Source organism: Acinetobacter sp. YH12128 (assembly GCF_013418655.1).
In the GTDB taxonomy this organism is placed as follows: Bacteria; Pseudomonadota; Gammaproteobacteria; order Pseudomonadales; family Moraxellaceae; genus Acinetobacter; species Acinetobacter amyesii.
This window is the reverse complement of the sequence record NZ_VPBO01000029.1, coordinates 1-16,049: the sequence shown is the minus strand read 5'-3', so window position 1 is coordinate 16,049 and position 16,049 is coordinate 1. Positions and strand designations below refer to the sequence as shown.

The following is a 16,049-nucleotide window of genomic DNA, read 5'->3' as shown; positions in this document are numbered from 1 at the left end:
TAAGAAGGTTTAGCTGTCATCGCAATTGATCACTCTTGTATCGCTACAAGGAAGGCTTAAAAAAGCAGACCAACACCATAACAGACCATTCTTTTGGCCCACCGAGACGGATACCGTCAGAGCTAAGCACAACAAGTTGGGGCAAATTATAGCTGATTTTTTAATGTTAATAAATAGATATTCAAGGCTGAATCGCTCTACTCTTTAGGTTGAGCTTGCTCTAAATATTTCTGATATTGTAATTCGACTGTACGCTGAAATTGGGCTTGATCAAAATGGTTTAATCTTTCAATAAATGCAGGACAAAACGTCGTAGCATTTACTGACTGTAATGATCTGCTCATACCCTCTAAAATACTTTGAAGCTGCTGTTTAAATTGTGCATCGACTGACAGATCAACATCTTTTGCCTTTAATGGCTCTACACCATTAAAACGGACAGCCTGAACCGCAGCAATTAATTTAAGCTTTGCAGTTTGATAAGCCTGATCTAATTCCGTATTCATCTGTGGTTGTCGATCACGACAAAAATCCAACATGGGCTGCAGGCTGATGAGCGGCATTTTTTCAATGACATCACGGTTACTATTTACGGATAAATCCTCTTGAGCATGAACGACTGTGTTCATACCCAAGAATAAAATGAAGATGCCTTTTTTAATTTTCATGATTTTTTTTCATCTATATAAGGTATTTTAAAAGGACCTATTCATCTCGCCCTATTCTTGCCCACGGCTTTGTTTTGCCCAAAGGTTGGCAATCACACCACAGACCATCAACTGAATCTGGTGAAAGATCATAATCGGTAAAACTATCATCCCCATCGGCTGCCCAATAAATAAAATTTGTGCCATGGGCACGCCGCTCGCCAAGGTTTTTTTAGAACCACAAAAGAAAATCGTCTTTTGATCAGCTCGGCTAAAGCCCAACCAACGTGGTACATATAGCGCCAATAACATAATGATTGTTAACAAGACAGAGCACGCCACAATCAACAGGAATAAAGTCATACCACTCACATGATGCCATAGCCCTGCCACCACCGCACTGCTGAATGCGCCATAGACCACCATCAAAATTGAGCCCTGATCAAATACCTTCACAATTTTTGGCATTTTCTTCATATAAGGAAACACCCAAGGACGGAGGAGCTGCCCTAAAATGAAGGGAATCAGTAATAACAGGGTAATTTGGATAATAGATGCCGTCGGATCGTAGTTATGTTGTGACTGACCGAGAATAAAATAGGCCACCATCACTGGGGTAATAAACATCCCAATAATATTTGAAAATGATGCACTACAGACTGCGCCAGCAACATTACCCTGTGCTACCGAAGTAAATGCAATAGAAGACTGTACTGTCGAGGGTAAAAAGCACATAAACAAAAAGCCCCAATACAACTCTTGCCCTAACATCGGCACGAGAATTGGTTTCGCCATTAAACCCAATAATGGAAATAATGCAAAGGTAAAAGCAAAAACTAAAGCATGTAACTTCCAATGCAAAATGCCTTCAACCACAGCCTCACGAGACAACTTTGCACCATGAAGGAAAAATAAAATGGCAATTGCAGCCGTGGTAATATAGCCAAAGATTTCTGCAGCTTGACCACTAACAGGCAAAAAAGTCGCAAGTATGACCATTACAAAAAGTAGAATGGTAAAACGATCCAAAGCCAACATTTTCAGCATAACAACATCCTGTACAAATTTCCCTTTAAACGCATCGACAAAAAAATGCCCAATAAGCTAAATTTACCATTGAGTAAATTTCATCTTACTGGGCCATGTAAATAAAGCCAGCTTTTCTCCGATATATTCATTATTTTAAACGTTGATAGTGAGCTCAACGCAAAAAAAATTATAAATAAGAATATTCAGCATTACATATGACTTTAAATGAATAATTGCAGATTAATTATTTCGTGCATTTGAGTCTTGTTGGATCAACTCAATTTTATAGCCATCTGGATCTTCAACAAAGGCAATGACGGTCACACCACCTTTCATTGGTCCTGCTTCACGTACCACGTTTCCGCCACATGCTTTAATTTCTTCACAAGCCTTGTAGGCATCATCTACTGCAATAGCAATATGGCCATACGCATTTCCCAACTCATAACTATCTGTATCCCAGTTATGCGTTAACTCGAGTACAGTATGATTTTCTTCATCACCATAGCCCACAAATGCCAAAGTAAAACGACCTTCTTCATAATCACGCTTACGAAGCAAAGTCATACCGAGTACTTCAGTATAGAACGCCAATGAACGCTCTAAATTGCCTACACGTAACATGGTATGCAGCATGCGCATAATCGAGTTTCCTAAATCTATCATTATGTTTGAATACTATAGGGATTTAACATGCAAAGTTCAATTTAAGTCTAGAGCACATATACCGCCTTATTTCAAATATCCTTGTCCAAAACCGTAGACCTGCTTAGGCTATTTAACAGCTTAGAATAAAAAAGCCCACTCAAACTGAATAGGCTTTTTTTAAGTTAAATTGAATTATGAATTGGATTTTTGTTCATGTTCTCTCAATAGTTTGGCGACCCAAACCACTAAAATTAAAATCGGAATACCAATTAAAGTCGTCATCAAGAAAAAGTTTGGATAACCGATATTGGTCACAATCGTACCTGAGTAACCGCCTAAAATTTTAGGGGTTAAAGTCATTAATGAACTAAAGATGGCATATTGAACCGCTGTGAAAGAAACACTGGTCAAGCTCGATAAAAATGCAATAAATGCCGCGCCTGCAAGACCTGACGCCAAGTTATCGACAATGATCGCGAAATATAGCCACAGCGAACTATAAGGCTTAATGACCTTACCTTTGATTTCCACATTTTGTTCAGCACTAGCCAAATTAATCGGTTGAATATCAACACCAAGCACACCCGCCATATTAGCCGATGTATTCACTTGATATGTTAAATCGACACTCTTTTTCACCACATCATTTTCTAGCAGTTGAGCCGTTAATGTTTTTTGCTTTGCTGTTTCGAGCGCTTGCCCTGGAATTGCACCACTAAAAACACCAGTTTTATCAAGCTTCGCGTCGAATGGTTTAGCATCCAAAATAATTTGAATTTTTTGATTTTCTTTTAACTCGCCTGCCAAGTATTGTCCACGGACCACGATACTATTTGCAGTCTCTTGAGCTGAAATCGTGTTATCTGAAGTCACTGGCAGCAACATCATTGCTGAGTTTGCAAAAGCATTATTCAGATACGGCAAACTCACCTGTACTGGATGTTGATTCTTAGACTGATAATCCGCACTGACTTTAATATTTTGATCTGCAGCCAAGACTGCTTTTGGAATTTTAACTACCCAAGCACCCGTGTCATCCGGCGTCGCTGTATATTGCTGCCCTGCTACATTTACAGTGACATCGCTTAATGGCTGACCTGATTTGACCAGACCGATAAAAATCAAGTTTGTTGAACTTGCTAAAATCGCACCAACAAACATCAATTTCATAATGTTCATGCGCTGCGCAAGTAAACCACCAAGGAAGCCACCAACCAAGCTAAATATCACACCATAGACTTTTACAGCTTCGGCAATCTGCTCTTTGGTGAAGTTTAAATCTTGATAAAACACATTAGAAATGACGCCGGCGATAATATCGGAAATACGGTAAAAACCAATAAGTAACAACAGCACTAAAGCCAGTTTTAGACCATAACGCTTAAAGAAATCTGCAACTGGATTAACCCAAGTTTCAAATGCCATCTGCTTATTTACAGCACCTGATTTCACCAAAACTGAACCGATGCCAAAAGCAACCACCGCTGAACAAATAAAGCGCACAGCCTCTAAACAGAACAATGCAAATGAGTCTGAAATTTGCCACTGCTCTTTCAAGCTTTCAACCGCAACGCCTGAATAGATATAACTCAAAACAAAAGCAACCACCGCAGCAAAGAATACAGCGACTAAGCGATAATAGTCGGTCCGTTTATAATGCTTTTGTACACGGTCAACCTGCGGCTCACGTATCGATAAAGTTGTGATAATACCGATAACCATTACAGCAGCCATTGCAAGGTAAGTATATTTCCAAGCTTCATAAATATAGTTACCTTTGGCCGTGCCTAAATATGCCGCCAAAAATAACGCCCCTGCACCTGCCACGATCATGCCGATACGATAACCTGCATTATAGGTCGAAGCTAAAACGGTCTGCATTTCAGTTTCTGCCAACTCAATACGATAAGCATCAATCACAATGTCTTGCGTTGCGGCAGAAAAACCAAGTAATACGGCTCCAGCAGCCATTTGGTAAATATAGCTTTGCCCTAAAGCTGGGTCTGAAAATGCCATGATACAAATTGCACAGATAATGAGAACCTGAGCGATCAACAACCATGCACGGCGACGTCCGAGTTGTTTGGTTAAAAATGGCACAGGTAACTCATCTATTAATGGCGCCCAAACAAACTTAAACGAATAGCCAAGCGCTGCCCAACTAAAAAAAGTCACTGCACTTTTATCAATTCCTGCTTCACCTAACCAAAGCGATAAACTGGAAAAGATCAGTAAAATTGGAATACCGGCCGAAAAGCCAAGAAAAAGCATAATCAGCGCACGTCGGTCTAAAAATGCAGTAAAAGCAGATTTCCATCCTGAAGCTTGTGTTGTCATGACTCAGTTATTTTTGTCAAAATCGAATGTTGCTATTCAAGCGCTTAATGACAACGGTTTCAACAACATTTATGAAATCATTGTTTTATTTTATCGATATTTCGCATGCTGTTGCTTGATCTTTGGCATTAAACCTGTATACCTTAATTACATATCTCTATTCTTTAGTTTTTTGGATTCAACAGTGACCCAGCGACTTGAACAAATTCACTCTTCTTTATCAACTACCATTAATGAAACCAACACAAAAAACTTAGCAGAAACAGTAACGACACTAAAGAGCGCTTTTGATCAACCCGAAATACAGAATACTTTAACTAAAACGCAGTTGCAGCCGCTTCAGCTGACGCATACGCCTGAACTCAAAAAAATACCAACATCTACCAAGCGGATCAAACCACTTAATGATTTTTTAGGACAAGATCGTGCCCGTGCTTCGGTCGAGGCTGGCATTGCCTTACCCTACTCAGGCTATAACATTTTTGCTGTAGGTACGGCAGGCTTAGGTAAGCGCACCATGATTAAGCGCTTATTGCAACAGCACGCTAAAAATATGCCCACGCCTTCAGACTGGGTGTATGTCAATAATTTTAAGTTTCCGCGCGAACCGATTGCGCTGAAACTTCCTTCTGGTCAAGCGACAAAGTTCCAAGCGTTATTACATCAAAGTTGGCAAACCACATTAAAACAACTTGAACGTCGCTTTACCGCAGAAACCTATCACAATCGCATTGAAATGATTCGCCAACATGCTGGTGATGAACAACATCTTGCCTTAGTTGAATTAACCCGTGAAGGTGAAGAACTTGATCTTAAACTGATTTCTCAGGATGATGATCATTGCTTCGTTCCTGTTCATTTGGTTGATAACAAATACCAAGAAATGTCGAAAGAAGATATCAATGCATTAAGCAGTAAACAACGAGCTGAAATTGCGTCAAACGTCCGTTATATGGATAAAAAACTCGAACGTCTTGGTCTGCATCTTGGTGATCTTGAAGATGATGCTCGCGATAAAGTTCAAGTTTTGAACCGTGAAATTGCTAAACAAGTCGTCATGCCGCGTATTGATGTGATTCAAAATAAATTCAGCATGGTTGAAGGCTTAGAAGATTATCTGAAGCAATATGCAGATGACATTATTCAAAATGTTGAGTTTGTACTTGAGCAAGAAGAAGATGACTTTACACCCGGCCAATTTAACCGCGTGCCATCTCGCTACCAAGCAAACATCATTGCCACACATAAACCTAATGCTGGTGCGCCCGTTATTTTTGAAGATTTCCCTACCCATTACAATTTGCTAGGTCATGTCGAACAACTGACCCAAAATGGCACCATTACTACAGACTTTACCTTAATCCGCCCCGGTGCATTACATAAGGCCAATGGTGGTTTCCTCATCTTGGAAGCTGAACAACTTTTAGAGCAGCCTTATGCATGGCAAGGTCTAAAACGTGCATTAAAATCAGGACATTTAAAGCTGTCTTCACTTGAGCATATGCTTACACTAACTGGTAGTATTTCGATTGAACCAGAAGCTATTGATTTAAATATCAAAGTGATCCTGCTTGCTGAACCTGATATTTATTACGATATTTTAGAACTCGAACCTGAGCTGGGCAGTGTCTTTAAAATTCGTGCCGATTTCACCGATACATTACAACGTAATGACATTAATGAGCAGGCATATATGCAGCTGATTGCTGACTATGTGCAAACTGACAAACTTCTGCCGTTTGACCGTACAGCACTTGCTGCACTGTTAACTGATTCAAGTCGTCAAGCTGAAGATCAAAGCTCTTTGTCATTACATGCCCTCACCTTAGGTGATTTGATTCGTGAAGCACATCATCATGCAGCACTTGCTGGCGATAAAATGGTGACAGAAACACATATCAACACCGCTCTTGATCATCGTAAATACCGTCTAGGCTACTTACGTGAATTGTATTGGCAAGATCTCACTCGCGGTACACAGTTAATCGAAACCAAAGGTCATCGATTCGGGCAGATTAACGCCCTCTCTGTGATTCAATATGCAGATGTTGAATTTGGTTTACCGTCACGTTTAACAGCTTCGGTTTATCAAGGCGGTGGCGATATTTTAGATATCGAACGTAGCGTAGAACTCGGTGGTTCTCTGCATGCCAAAGGCGTCCTGCTGATGTCGAGTTTCTTAAAGGCACACTTTGGTCGTGAACAAATTTTACATTTCTCTGCTGCCCTCGCCTTTGAGCAAAGCTATGGTCAAGTGGATGGCGACAGCGCAACTGTTGCAGAGCTCTCAGCACTGATTTCCGCTATTAGCCAATTACCGATCGATCAATCTTGGGCGATTACCGGTTCAATGAACCAATTAGGTCAAGTTCAACCTATTGGAGGTGTAAATGCCAAGATTGAAGGCTTCTATGATGCATGTAAATTACAAGGGCTGACCGGTAAGCAAGGTGTGATTATTCCGCGTCAAAATATGCAGCACTTGATGTTACGTAAAGATGTGATTGAAGCTGTGCAACAAGGTCAATTCCATATTCATGCCATTGATACCATTGACCAAGCGTTAGAAATTTTGATGGCGCGTCCAGTGGGCACGCTTGATAAAAAAGGTCGTTATAGCAAAGGCTCAATCTATGCTGCTGTCATGGAGCAACTTGAGTACTGGCAAGCGATTGAAGATGGTGCTGAGTTTGAGGAAGAAGAGCCAAAGAAAAAGAAAAAAAAGAAGAAGTCTAAAAAGGACAAAGATAAAAAGGCAAAGAAGTCTGAAGCTCAAGACAGTACTGCTAAAAATGGGACTGCTGAAAACGAGCAACGTGTTGAAGAAAGTCTGACTGAAGACAATCCGTCATAAATGTTCGATTAGATTATTCATTTGTTGATTTTTCCACCATTCATTGCACTTTAAATGCCTTTGAAATGGTGGAAAAACGCATAACCCCAGACTTTTTAGATAATTAAGTCATAAAAAAAGCGCCTTAAAGGCGCTATTTTTTATCTGTATCCAATGATTAAAATCATCAAATACATATCCAATTAAGCTTCCGGAGCTGGGCTATATTGTTCAACTAAAGGTTGTAATTCACCTTTTTGGAACATATCAAGCATAATGTCACTACCACCGATCAATTCACCATTGATCCATAATTGTGGGAAAGTCGGCCAGTTTGCAATTTGTGGAAGAGTTGCGCGAATATCTTGATTTTCAAGAATATTTACATAAGCAAATGGACGACCAATTTGACTGAGCGCTTCTACTGCACGCGCAGAGAAACCACACTGTGGAAACTGTGGAGTGCCTTTCATGTAAAGTAGAACTGCGTGTTTAGCAATTTGGTCACGAATTAACGCTTCTGTATCGCGTGCTTGTTCAGTCATTGATATATCCTCAATAAATCTGCTTCGCATTATACCCAAAACTGAGTAAAACAATATGACTAAAGCAATATTTCACGTTTTATTTACATTTCAGCTTTTCAAGTGAGTCATATTTTGCTTATATAGACCTCTTGATGCTCATATATATATGGCGTCTCCTCTATATTATTTCAATCACCTGACAAATTAGAGTTAGTCATGAATAACATTACCCTTGCCCCAGTACAAACTGATCAACCATCGCACTTGATGCCAGTATTTGGCCGCCAACCGATCAGCTTTGTCCGAGGTCAAGGTGCTCACCTGTATACCGCAGATGGCACAGAATACTTAGACGCACTGACAGGGATAGCTGTTTGTGGTTTAGGTCACTCACATCCTGCAATTACAGCTGCAATTGCTGAACAGGCAGCGACCCTCATTCATACCAGTAACTTATTTGAAGTGCCTTGGCAAACGGCTGCTGCGCAAAAATTAGCTGAAGTTGCGGGTATGGAAGAAGTTTTCTTCTCAAATAGTGGTGCAGAATCAAATGAAGGTGCAATCAAAATTGCACGTAAATTTGGTCATATGCAAGGTGTTGCAAGCCCTAAAATTATTGTTGCTGATCATTCATTCCATGGTCGTACCATGGCAACGTTATCTGCGACAGGCAACAAAAAAGTTCAAGAAGGCTTTGGCCCATTGGTTGAAGGTTTTATTCGTGTACCTTTTGGTGATATCGAAGCAATTGAAGAAGCTGCAATTCACCACCCTGACATCGTAGCGATTTTGGTTGAGCCGATCCAAGGTGAAGGTGGTGTAAATACTGCACCTCAAGGTTTTAGCTATTTAGAAGATATTCGTCGTATCTGTAACCAACACAACTGGTTAATGATGCTTGATGAAGTGCAAACAGGTAACGGCCGTACTGGTAAATACTTTGCATATCAACATACCAATATTATTCCTGATGTGCTAACTACAGCTAAAGGTCTGGGTAATGGCTTCCCTATCGGCGCAGTCATGACTCAAGGTCGTGGTGTTGGCGTTTTAACAGCGGGTAACCACGGTTCAACTTATAGCGGTACAGCATTAGGTTCACGTGTGGTTTATACCGTGATTGATACCATTCAAAAAGAAAACCTTGTTGAAAATGCTGCAAATATGGGGGCGTATCTTGTTGAGCAATTCACAGAGCAACTTTCAGAGCAAAACGTGACTGTTCGTGGTTTTGGTTTGATGGTCGGTATTGAATTACCAAAAGCATGTGGCGAACTTGTGAATATTGCTCGTGATGAGCATCACTTGATTATTAACGTAACAGCAGGCTCAGTGATTCGTTTATTGCCTACGCTGAATATCAATAAAGAACAAGCGGATATCTTGATTGAACGCATTGTTAAAATGGTGAAAAACTTTCTAGCGTAATTTGTGCCGAAAGTAAAAAAGCCGCTGATTGCGGCTTTTTTTATATCTTTTTAAACCTTTTTTGTTTTTATGAGGCTTCTTGGTATACACGTCCGCCTGGTAATTGACTGAAATACAATTTTAATGCATCTAGGCAACGATGAATTTTAGTAGGCTGTTGATCACGTTTAGACATCACCGCATATAGAGTAAATGATGGTAAGCGCCATTCTGGTAAAACTTCAACAAGAGAACCGTTTAATAAGTCTTTTTGCGTATCTAGATATAATATTCTTGCAATGCCATGTCCTTGTTGGCACATTGCTTTTGCAGCAAATACATTATTTGTTGTAAATCGGGAATGCACATCCAATGCAACCTGCTCTTTCGTCACTGCATTTTCAAATGCAAAATGCTGAAAGTTTTTAACCAAATTTATTTGAACCATATCATGATTTTGTAAATCTTCTGGTCGTGTAATTAAACTGGTTTGGTTGATATAGCTTGGTGCAGCAACGAGAACTTGTTCAACATGTGCCAATGGCACCACATGAAACTGTTGATCATCAATTTTTGAACTCATTCGTAGCGCAATATCAATGCGTCCATCAATTAAGTCGATATATTGATTATCTGCTTCTAGATGAACGGATAAACCACGATGTGCCGACATCCAATGTGACAATGCAGGAATCACATGATTCGCACAAATTTCTGGTGTTGATGCAATACGTAATTCACCGACTAAGTCGTCACGAAGTTCATTGATACGAATTTTGCCGCGCTCTGCGGCAGATAGCATCTCTTGGCAACTATGAAAAAAAGCTTGTCCAGCTTCTGTCAAACTTAACTTACGTGTTGAACGATGTAAAAGAATGACTTCCATATCCTGCTCTAGTGAGCGGATTTGCTGACTCACGGCACTCGTGGTAATACCTAACTCACGAGCAGCACCGCTAAACGAATTTTTTTCCACAACGCAAGCAAAGACACCCATTGCTCGAAGTTGATCTAACATAAATTTCCCTCATAAACTTATGAGAAGCTTCATCTTTCGATAAAAGCAACTCATTGTATTATACGGGGATATTTTGCTTTTGCATTATATATTTAATTATTTGGTAAAACTGAAGTTGGATTGATTGGTTTACCATCTAAACGCACTTGGAACTCAAGCATCGTGCGGTTGGTACCCGATGAACCCATCTCACCAATTTGCTGCCCTGCTTTCACAGTATCGCCACTTTTGACATTCATTTTACTGTTATGTGCATATGCAGTGATATAGCCATTAATATGCTTCACCAAAATTAAATTGCCGTACTCTTTAAGACCATCGGCGGCATAGACCACTTGACCATCAGCTGCTGCAAAAATAGGATCACCTGTATTACCTGCGTAACGTGTTCCTTTCACATTCGATGCTAAGTTATAGCCTTGTAATACCGTAGGACGCGATACTGGACTCACCCAACGTAAACTTGAAGAACTGACCACAGGCGTTGGAACTGTAGTTCGCGTCACTGTCGATGGTGTGGTTGAAGCTTGAGTCACGGGCGCTGTTTGCGTTGGCATTGCAATCGTTTGGCGTTGAATTGGTGCCGCTTGAGTCATGGCTTGTGTAGACGTCGTACGACGAGAGCCACTATTTTTAAGGCGAATGGATTGTCCAACATAGATGCGATAAGGCTGGGCAATATCGTTCATTTCTGCGATGCTGACATAGCTCAAGCCATAGCGAGCGGCAATGCCACTTAAAGTATCTCCCGAACGAACTGTATAATAATCCGGAGCAGTCGCATAACGGGTCGCATTATTAATTTGTGGTTTTGACGCACAGCCAGTCATGACCAAAGTCGTAACAACCGCAGCAGATAAAACAAGGGTCTTAAATAATGCTGCAGGAGCGGCAATAACGCGATATTGTGACACCAGGGACATCATCTTCCTCACTAATAATTCAAATATAGTCATTATGAATGGGCTAAGATTAGCAAAAATCCACTCTAAAAAAGTTGCGGCATAACCATTTTCACAAAGTTATAACATTAATACTTAAGATTTAGATAACTCTGAGTGCAAGTTATTCAAAATCTCATAGTTTGTAGCATCCATTTGTATAGGCGTTACACTGACATAACCATTTGCAACTGCAAAGAAGTCTGATTCGATATGCGTTAAGCCTTTTTTAGGCTCTGCCACAGCCTCACCTGCCAAGCCAATCCAATAGACTTGACGACCACGCGGGTCTACATGACTGGTAATCGGTTTGGACTGTAAACGTCGCCCTTGATAGGTCACTTTAGTGCCTTGAAGTTCAGCGACATCTGGAATATTGATATTAAAAATATGTCGTGCAGGTAGCGCAGGTAAGCCATTGGCAATAAAGTCATGCACCCATTGTGCAGCTACGGCATAATCTTCAGGGTTGTTATAACTACGCACATTCGGCCCAGCCAAAGACACGGCTAGCGCAGGTTGTTTCATTAGACGACCTTCAAATGCGGCACCGACCGTCCCTGAATACAGCACATCATCACCCAGATTTGCGCCGCTATTGATCCCACTCACCACCAAATCAAATTCAAAATCGAACAGACCATTCATTGATAAATACACACAGTCCGCAGGTGTGCCATTTACCGCCCACATATTTGGTGCAATTTCGACAGGTCGTAATGGTCGATCTAAAGTCAGTGCACTTGAAAAACCACTGCGTTCACTTTCAGGTGCAACAATCACCACACGACCGAGAGGACGCAATGCATGTGCTAAAGCTTGGATACCGGGAGCAAAAACGCCATCATCATTGGCAATTAATATATTCACAACTAAATTTCCATTACTAAAAAATTAAAAATGACTCGCAAGAACATTTTATTGAAATATATGAATAATTATATATATTTACATTTCAACATCCAGCATTAATGTGTGTGTACAAAATGAATAAAACCGTAGCACTTCGTGGTTTATTGGGCTTTGCTCTAGCAGCTTGCATGACTCAAACTGTGGTCGCAGACAATGACTTCACTCAAGAAGAAGCCAATACCATCGTAAAAGAAGATATTGCATCTGCACAAGTCATGTTAGAAGTATGCCCTGCGATTATTGGTCAAAATGCAAAATTTGATGCCAACATTCAAGCACTCACTAAAACATATCTTGCTGATTATTCTGATAAATCAATGACTTTAGAAAAACTACAGTCTGACAGCGAATATAAATCAGTTCTTGAAGAAGCACGTCAAGCTGCTAAAGAAACTGATAAAGCTGAACAAAAATCAGTTTGTGATGACGTTTTAAATTATGAAGGTTAATTGATCATTCAGATTTGGACGCCCTCTCAATAGGTTAGTCCTAATTGCATCAAACCTGCCAAAAAAGGATGACGCTTATAGCCTCATCCTTTTTTCTTTCACAATGTATTGATTTCTAAACAGCTTCAATACAATTTTCTACTGATCTCTACCCAAAATATGATTAAGCTTGGCTAATAAATTTTAGCTATTTGATATCTTTTAGGTTATTTAACAGGTTATTTAAATGAAAAACTTTTTTGTAAAATCTCTTTGTGCCCTTAGCCTTTCTGCTTTTGCGTTCACCACCATGTCTGCACATGCCGCAGATGAAAAAATTGAAGTGACTCCTACACCTCAAGTGACCACTCAAGAACTTGCAGCTATTTATGTACTTTCTGAAGTTTGTCCAAAACTGGTGAATGACAAAGATCAGCCGAAGTTTGAAGCGGGTTATGCAAAATTAGCCAAAGAATATATGCCGAATGAAAAGAACCCTGTAAATGCCTTACAACAGCTCAGCAAACAAAAAAGTTTTAAAGAAGCTTTAAAAGAAGCGCAGTCTGATGCGAAGAAAGCTGGTGACAAAAAAAATGGTATGATTTGCAAAGAATTGACTGCTTACAGCAAATAATACCAATTGGTTACAATACTTTTAAAATAAGCGCTTGCACCCCATAGCAGTCCGCCTAGCTTTGTCCTAAAATGCTAGGCTCTTTGTGCTTATACCTAAGTTATTGGAACCACCCAGAATGACCCGAAAAACCGCCCTTGCCGCATTACTACTTGCACCTAGTTTTTCATTCGCGGCAACTGTCCTTTCTGCACCACCTGAATTAAATAATAAATCTTATGTGCTGATGGACTATGAGACAGGGCAAATCCTTGCTTCTAAAAATGAAAACGAAAAATTAGCTCCTGCTTCAATGACAAAAATGATGACCAGTTACATCATTGAGCAAAAGTTATTAAGCGGTGAACTAACTGAAAATGAAAAAGTACGTATGAATGAGTCGGCTTGGTGTCGCGGCAGCAGCACTGAGTCATGTATGTACGTTCCGCTCAACGGTACTGCAACTGCATTAGAAATGTTACGTGGCATTATCATTCAGTCGGGTAACGATGCTTCTAAAGCTATGGCAGAACATATTGCTGGCAATGAAGGCACCTTTGCCCACATGATGAACCAAGAAGCGAAACGTATTGGCATGGTGAATACTCAATTCATCAATGCGACAGGTATGCCAGCTGAAGGACATTTCTCGACTGCCAAAGATATGGCGACTCTTGCGCAACATATCATTCATGACAGTTCAAAATACTATCCGATCTACTCTGAAAAAGAATTTACGTTCAATGGCATTAAGCAAGGCAACCGTAATGCCCTGCTTTATACTGACCCAAGTGTAGATGGTTTAAAAACTGGTCATACTGAAGAAGCTGGCTACTGCTTAACGACTTCAGCTAAACGTGGTCCTTTACGTTTAATTTCAGTGATCTTTGGTGCGCCAAGCATGAACGAGCGTGCATCACAAACACGTGAAATTTTAGCTTGGGGTTATGCAAACTTTGAAACTGTTAAAGTTCAACCTGCTAAACAAGTACTTGCAAAAGCAAAAGTTTGGTACGGTAAAGACAATGAAGTTCAAGTTGGCCTAGCTGAAAACTTTAACGTGACAATGCCTAAAGGCGAAGCGAACGCCATTAAAACTCAATTGGTTGTTCAACCTAAATTGACTGCTCCTTTAAAACAAGGTCAAGTGGTTGGTAAATACGTTGCAACGCTTAATGGCAAAGTCATTGCTGAAAAACCACTTGTCGCTCTACAAAATGTCGAAGAAGCTGGTTTCTTTGCAAAAATGATTGATCACATCAAACAATTCTTTAGCAACTTATTCTAAATTTGATGAAAACTTGATATTAAGACTAAAGTGAAGGCATCTAGATTTCGGTCTAGGTGCTTTTTTATTTTATACTGCCTAAAAACCTGTAGATGACTTACCTATGAGCCAAAACATCCGCCCTTATTTAGACACATCCCCACGTATTCATGACACTTGTTATATTGATGAAATGTCCATGGTGATTGGCGATGTTGTATTGGCTGAAAATGTCTCGGTATGGCCATTTGCTGTGATTCGTGGTGATGTAAACCACATTCGTATTGGTAAAAATTCTAATGTGCAAGATCACTCAATGTTGCATGTGAGTCATAAAAAAGCCGATAAGCCTGAAGGTTTTCCACTGATTATTGGTGAAGATGTGACGATTGGTCATCACGTGAAATTACATGGTTGTACCATTGGTAATCGTGTTTTAGTCGGTATAGGTACGATTATTTTAGATGATGTAATTGTTGAAGATGATGTGATGATTGGCGCGGGTTCGCTTGTTCCACCCAATAAAGTTCTTGAAAGTGGTTATTTATATGTCGGTAGTCCTGTTAAGAAAGTTCGACCACTGACCGATAAAGAAAAAGCGTTCTTGCCTTATTCAGCACAGAATTATGTGAAGGTGTCGAATAATTATCTTGATCAAAATAAATAATATACGCATTCGTTTTTAGTTTTAACAGTTCCAGCTTATGTCTCAACGTTTCATTGACAGACAAATTCAAATACAGAGTAACTCTTTAATGTCGATTAAATCTTATACTTTATTCATTACTAGAATATTTTTTGCAGGCGTAATTTCAAGCTCTGCAACTGCTTTTGCGAATTCAACGCAGTGTAAAGATGATTATGAAAAAATCATTGCCAAAGAAATTAAAGATATCGGCACAGCCTTGAATAAGGGTAACTATGCATTAATCGCCGAAAAAACAGAATCATCTATAATCAATTATGCAGGCGGTAAAGATAAATATAATGCAATATTAGAACTTGCTGCAAACTCCTTTAAACAAAATAAAATATATGTCTCTCAAGTTGAAACATATGCTCCTAAACAAAGTTATATCATTGGCAGAAATGAGTTTTGTGCAGTACCCAAACAAGTCACGATTTCTATGAATGGCCGCAAAATGACAGGTGATCTGTCCTTCATGCTTGCAGTACGTCCAATTGAAAGTAAGGAATGGAAATACATTGATGGTGCGGGTCTGCAAAAGAATCCTGATATGATTTACACATTATTCCCAGATTTGCCTCGAGAGAGTAAAATTCCCTTCATTGAATAAAAAATTAAATATTTAACATTAGGGTCTGTTGACATTTGTTGATTAAAAAAATAGCGAGATAGTAAAATTAAATCGCCAAACCCAATTTTACACTCGCTATGCCTCGAACAATGCTAAATGATCAACACTGGTCCAAGTTACTTG

The 16,049-nt window shown here is 39.8% G+C and carries 15 protein-coding genes; 7 read left to right on the top strand and 8 right to left on the bottom strand.

The annotated features are described in order from the left end of the window. Nucleotides 1-197: 197 nt before the first annotated feature. The 4 genes from FTU64_RS14030 to FTU64_RS14015 form a co-directional block, all read right to left on the bottom strand. Nucleotides 198-668: a hypothetical protein gene (locus FTU64_RS14030; protein WP_180055119.1), complete on the bottom strand. Its 471-nt coding sequence runs from the start codon at nucleotides 666-668 to the stop codon at nucleotides 198-200. A gap of 51 nt (nucleotides 669-719) precedes the next feature. Then, nucleotides 720-1,694, bottom strand: a complete 975-nt coding sequence (locus FTU64_RS14025; protein ID WP_180055117.1) for a bile acid:sodium symporter family protein — start codon at nucleotides 1,692-1,694, stop codon at nucleotides 720-722. A 222-nt stretch (nucleotides 1,695-1,916) separates the two neighbouring features. Beyond that, nucleotides 1,917-2,318, bottom strand: coding sequence for a lactoylglutathione lyase (gene gloA, locus FTU64_RS14020; protein ID WP_180055115.1), 402 nt, complete (start codon nucleotides 2,316-2,318; stop codon nucleotides 1,917-1,919). Nucleotides 2,319-2,516: 198 nt separating this feature from the next. Continuing rightward, entirely contained in the window at nucleotides 2,517-4,661 is a 2,145-nt protein-coding gene (locus FTU64_RS14015) for an MFS transporter (protein ID WP_180060097.1), read from the bottom strand. Nucleotides 4,662-4,866: 205 nt separating this feature from the next. On the opposite strand from FTU64_RS14015, the gene FTU64_RS14010 reads away from it, so the two are divergent. Then, nucleotides 4,867-7,515: a Lon protease family protein gene (locus tag FTU64_RS14010; RefSeq protein ID WP_373886581.1), complete on the top strand. Its 2,649-nt coding sequence runs from the start codon at nucleotides 4,867-4,869 to the stop codon at nucleotides 7,513-7,515. A gap of 182 nt (nucleotides 7,516-7,697) precedes the next feature. On the opposite strand, the gene grxD is transcribed toward FTU64_RS14010, so the two are convergent. Further along, nucleotides 7,698-8,039, bottom strand: coding sequence for a Grx4 family monothiol glutaredoxin (gene grxD, locus FTU64_RS14005; protein ID WP_067762767.1), 342 nt, complete (start codon nucleotides 8,037-8,039; stop codon nucleotides 7,698-7,700). Between the two features lie 198 nt (nucleotides 8,040-8,237). Here grxD and FTU64_RS14000 point away from each other — a divergent pair, with 198 nt between their 5' ends. After that, on the top strand, nucleotides 8,238-9,449 hold the full coding sequence (locus tag FTU64_RS14000; protein WP_180060094.1) for an aspartate aminotransferase family protein: 1,212 nt from the start codon (nucleotides 8,238-8,240) through the stop codon (nucleotides 9,447-9,449). A gap of 67 nt (nucleotides 9,450-9,516) precedes the next feature. Here the strand turns inward: FTU64_RS14000 and FTU64_RS13995 are convergent, their stop codons facing one another. The 3 genes from FTU64_RS13995 to surE form a co-directional block, all read right to left on the bottom strand. Next, the gene (locus tag FTU64_RS13995) at nucleotides 9,517-10,446 is read right to left on the bottom strand and encodes a LysR family transcriptional regulator (protein ID WP_180004878.1); all 930 of its coding nucleotides are present in this window, start codon (nucleotides 10,444-10,446) and stop codon (nucleotides 9,517-9,519) included. A gap of 92 nt (nucleotides 10,447-10,538) precedes the next feature. Further along, a complete protein-coding gene (locus FTU64_RS13990; protein WP_180004908.1) occupies nucleotides 10,539-11,369 on the bottom strand; it encodes a peptidoglycan DD-metalloendopeptidase family protein in 831 nt (276 codons plus the stop codon). A 114-nt stretch (nucleotides 11,370-11,483) separates the two neighbouring features. After that, a complete protein-coding gene (gene surE, locus FTU64_RS13985; RefSeq protein ID WP_078190173.1) occupies nucleotides 11,484-12,257 on the bottom strand; it encodes a 5'/3'-nucleotidase SurE in 774 nt (257 codons plus the stop codon). Nucleotides 12,258-12,373: 116 nt separating this feature from the next. Between surE and FTU64_RS13980 the strand changes: the two genes are divergently transcribed. The 5 genes from FTU64_RS13980 (at nucleotide 12,374) to FTU64_RS13960 (ending at nucleotide 15,905) form a co-directional block, all read left to right on the top strand. Continuing rightward, nucleotides 12,374-12,748, top strand: coding sequence for an MCR_0457 family protein (locus tag FTU64_RS13980; protein WP_168377836.1), 375 nt, complete (start codon nucleotides 12,374-12,376; stop codon nucleotides 12,746-12,748). Nucleotides 12,749-12,974: 226 nt separating this feature from the next. Continuing rightward, complete coding sequence (locus FTU64_RS13975) at nucleotides 12,975-13,361, top strand: MCR_0457 family protein (RefSeq protein WP_180060092.1); 387 nt, start codon at nucleotides 12,975-12,977, stop codon at nucleotides 13,359-13,361. A 118-nt stretch (nucleotides 13,362-13,479) separates the two neighbouring features. Then, nucleotides 13,480-14,628 carry a D-alanyl-D-alanine carboxypeptidase PBP5/6 gene (dacC, locus tag FTU64_RS13970; protein WP_078191838.1) on the top strand — a complete coding sequence of 383 codons (1,149 nt, stop codon included), beginning with the start codon at nucleotides 13,480-13,482 and terminating at the stop codon, nucleotides 14,626-14,628. Between the two features lie 103 nt (nucleotides 14,629-14,731). Further along, nucleotides 14,732-15,274: a gamma carbonic anhydrase family protein gene (locus FTU64_RS13965; RefSeq protein ID WP_180060090.1), complete on the top strand. Its 543-nt coding sequence runs from the start codon at nucleotides 14,732-14,734 to the stop codon at nucleotides 15,272-15,274. A gap of 37 nt (nucleotides 15,275-15,311) precedes the next feature. Next, on the top strand, nucleotides 15,312-15,905 hold the full coding sequence (locus FTU64_RS13960; RefSeq protein ID WP_257222267.1) for a hypothetical protein: 594 nt from the start codon (nucleotides 15,312-15,314) through the stop codon (nucleotides 15,903-15,905). The last annotated feature ends 144 nt before the right edge of the window (nucleotides 15,906-16,049 follow it).

Bases quoted from the DNA above. Each gene is read 5' to 3' on its own strand.
- FTU64_RS14025 (WP_180055117.1), bottom strand. From the start codon at position 1,694: ATGCTGAAAATGTTGGCTTTGGATCGTTTTACCATTCTACTTTTTGTA.
- gloA (WP_180055115.1), bottom strand. From the start codon at position 2,318: ATGCGCATGCTGCATACCATGTTACGTGTAGGCAATTTAGAGCGTTCA.
- FTU64_RS14030 (WP_180055119.1), bottom strand. From the start codon at position 668: ATGAAAATTAAAAAAGGCATCTTCATTTTATTCTTGGGTATGAACACA.
- FTU64_RS13980 (WP_168377836.1), top strand. From the start codon at position 12,374: ATGAATAAAACCGTAGCACTTCGTGGTTTATTGGGCTTTGCTCTAGCA.
- FTU64_RS13990 (WP_180004908.1), bottom strand. From the start codon at position 11,369: ATGTCCCTGGTGTCACAATATCGCGTTATTGCCGCTCCTGCAGCATTA.
- FTU64_RS13995 (WP_180004878.1), bottom strand. From the start codon at position 10,446: ATGTTAGATCAACTTCGAGCAATGGGTGTCTTTGCTTGCGTTGTGGAA.
- grxD (WP_067762767.1), bottom strand. From the start codon at position 8,039: ATGACTGAACAAGCACGCGATACAGAAGCGTTAATTCGTGACCAAATT.
- dacC (WP_078191838.1), top strand. From the start codon at position 13,480: ATGACCCGAAAAACCGCCCTTGCCGCATTACTACTTGCACCTAGTTTT.
- FTU64_RS13975 (WP_180060092.1), top strand. From the start codon at position 12,975: ATGAAAAACTTTTTTGTAAAATCTCTTTGTGCCCTTAGCCTTTCTGCT.
- FTU64_RS14000 (WP_180060094.1), top strand. From the start codon at position 8,238: ATGAATAACATTACCCTTGCCCCAGTACAAACTGATCAACCATCGCAC.
- FTU64_RS14015 (WP_180060097.1), bottom strand. From the start codon at position 4,661: ATGACAACACAAGCTTCAGGATGGAAATCTGCTTTTACTGCATTTTTA.
- FTU64_RS13965 (WP_180060090.1), top strand. From the start codon at position 14,732: ATGAGCCAAAACATCCGCCCTTATTTAGACACATCCCCACGTATTCAT.
- FTU64_RS13960 (WP_257222267.1), top strand. From the start codon at position 15,312: ATGTCTCAACGTTTCATTGACAGACAAATTCAAATACAGAGTAACTCT.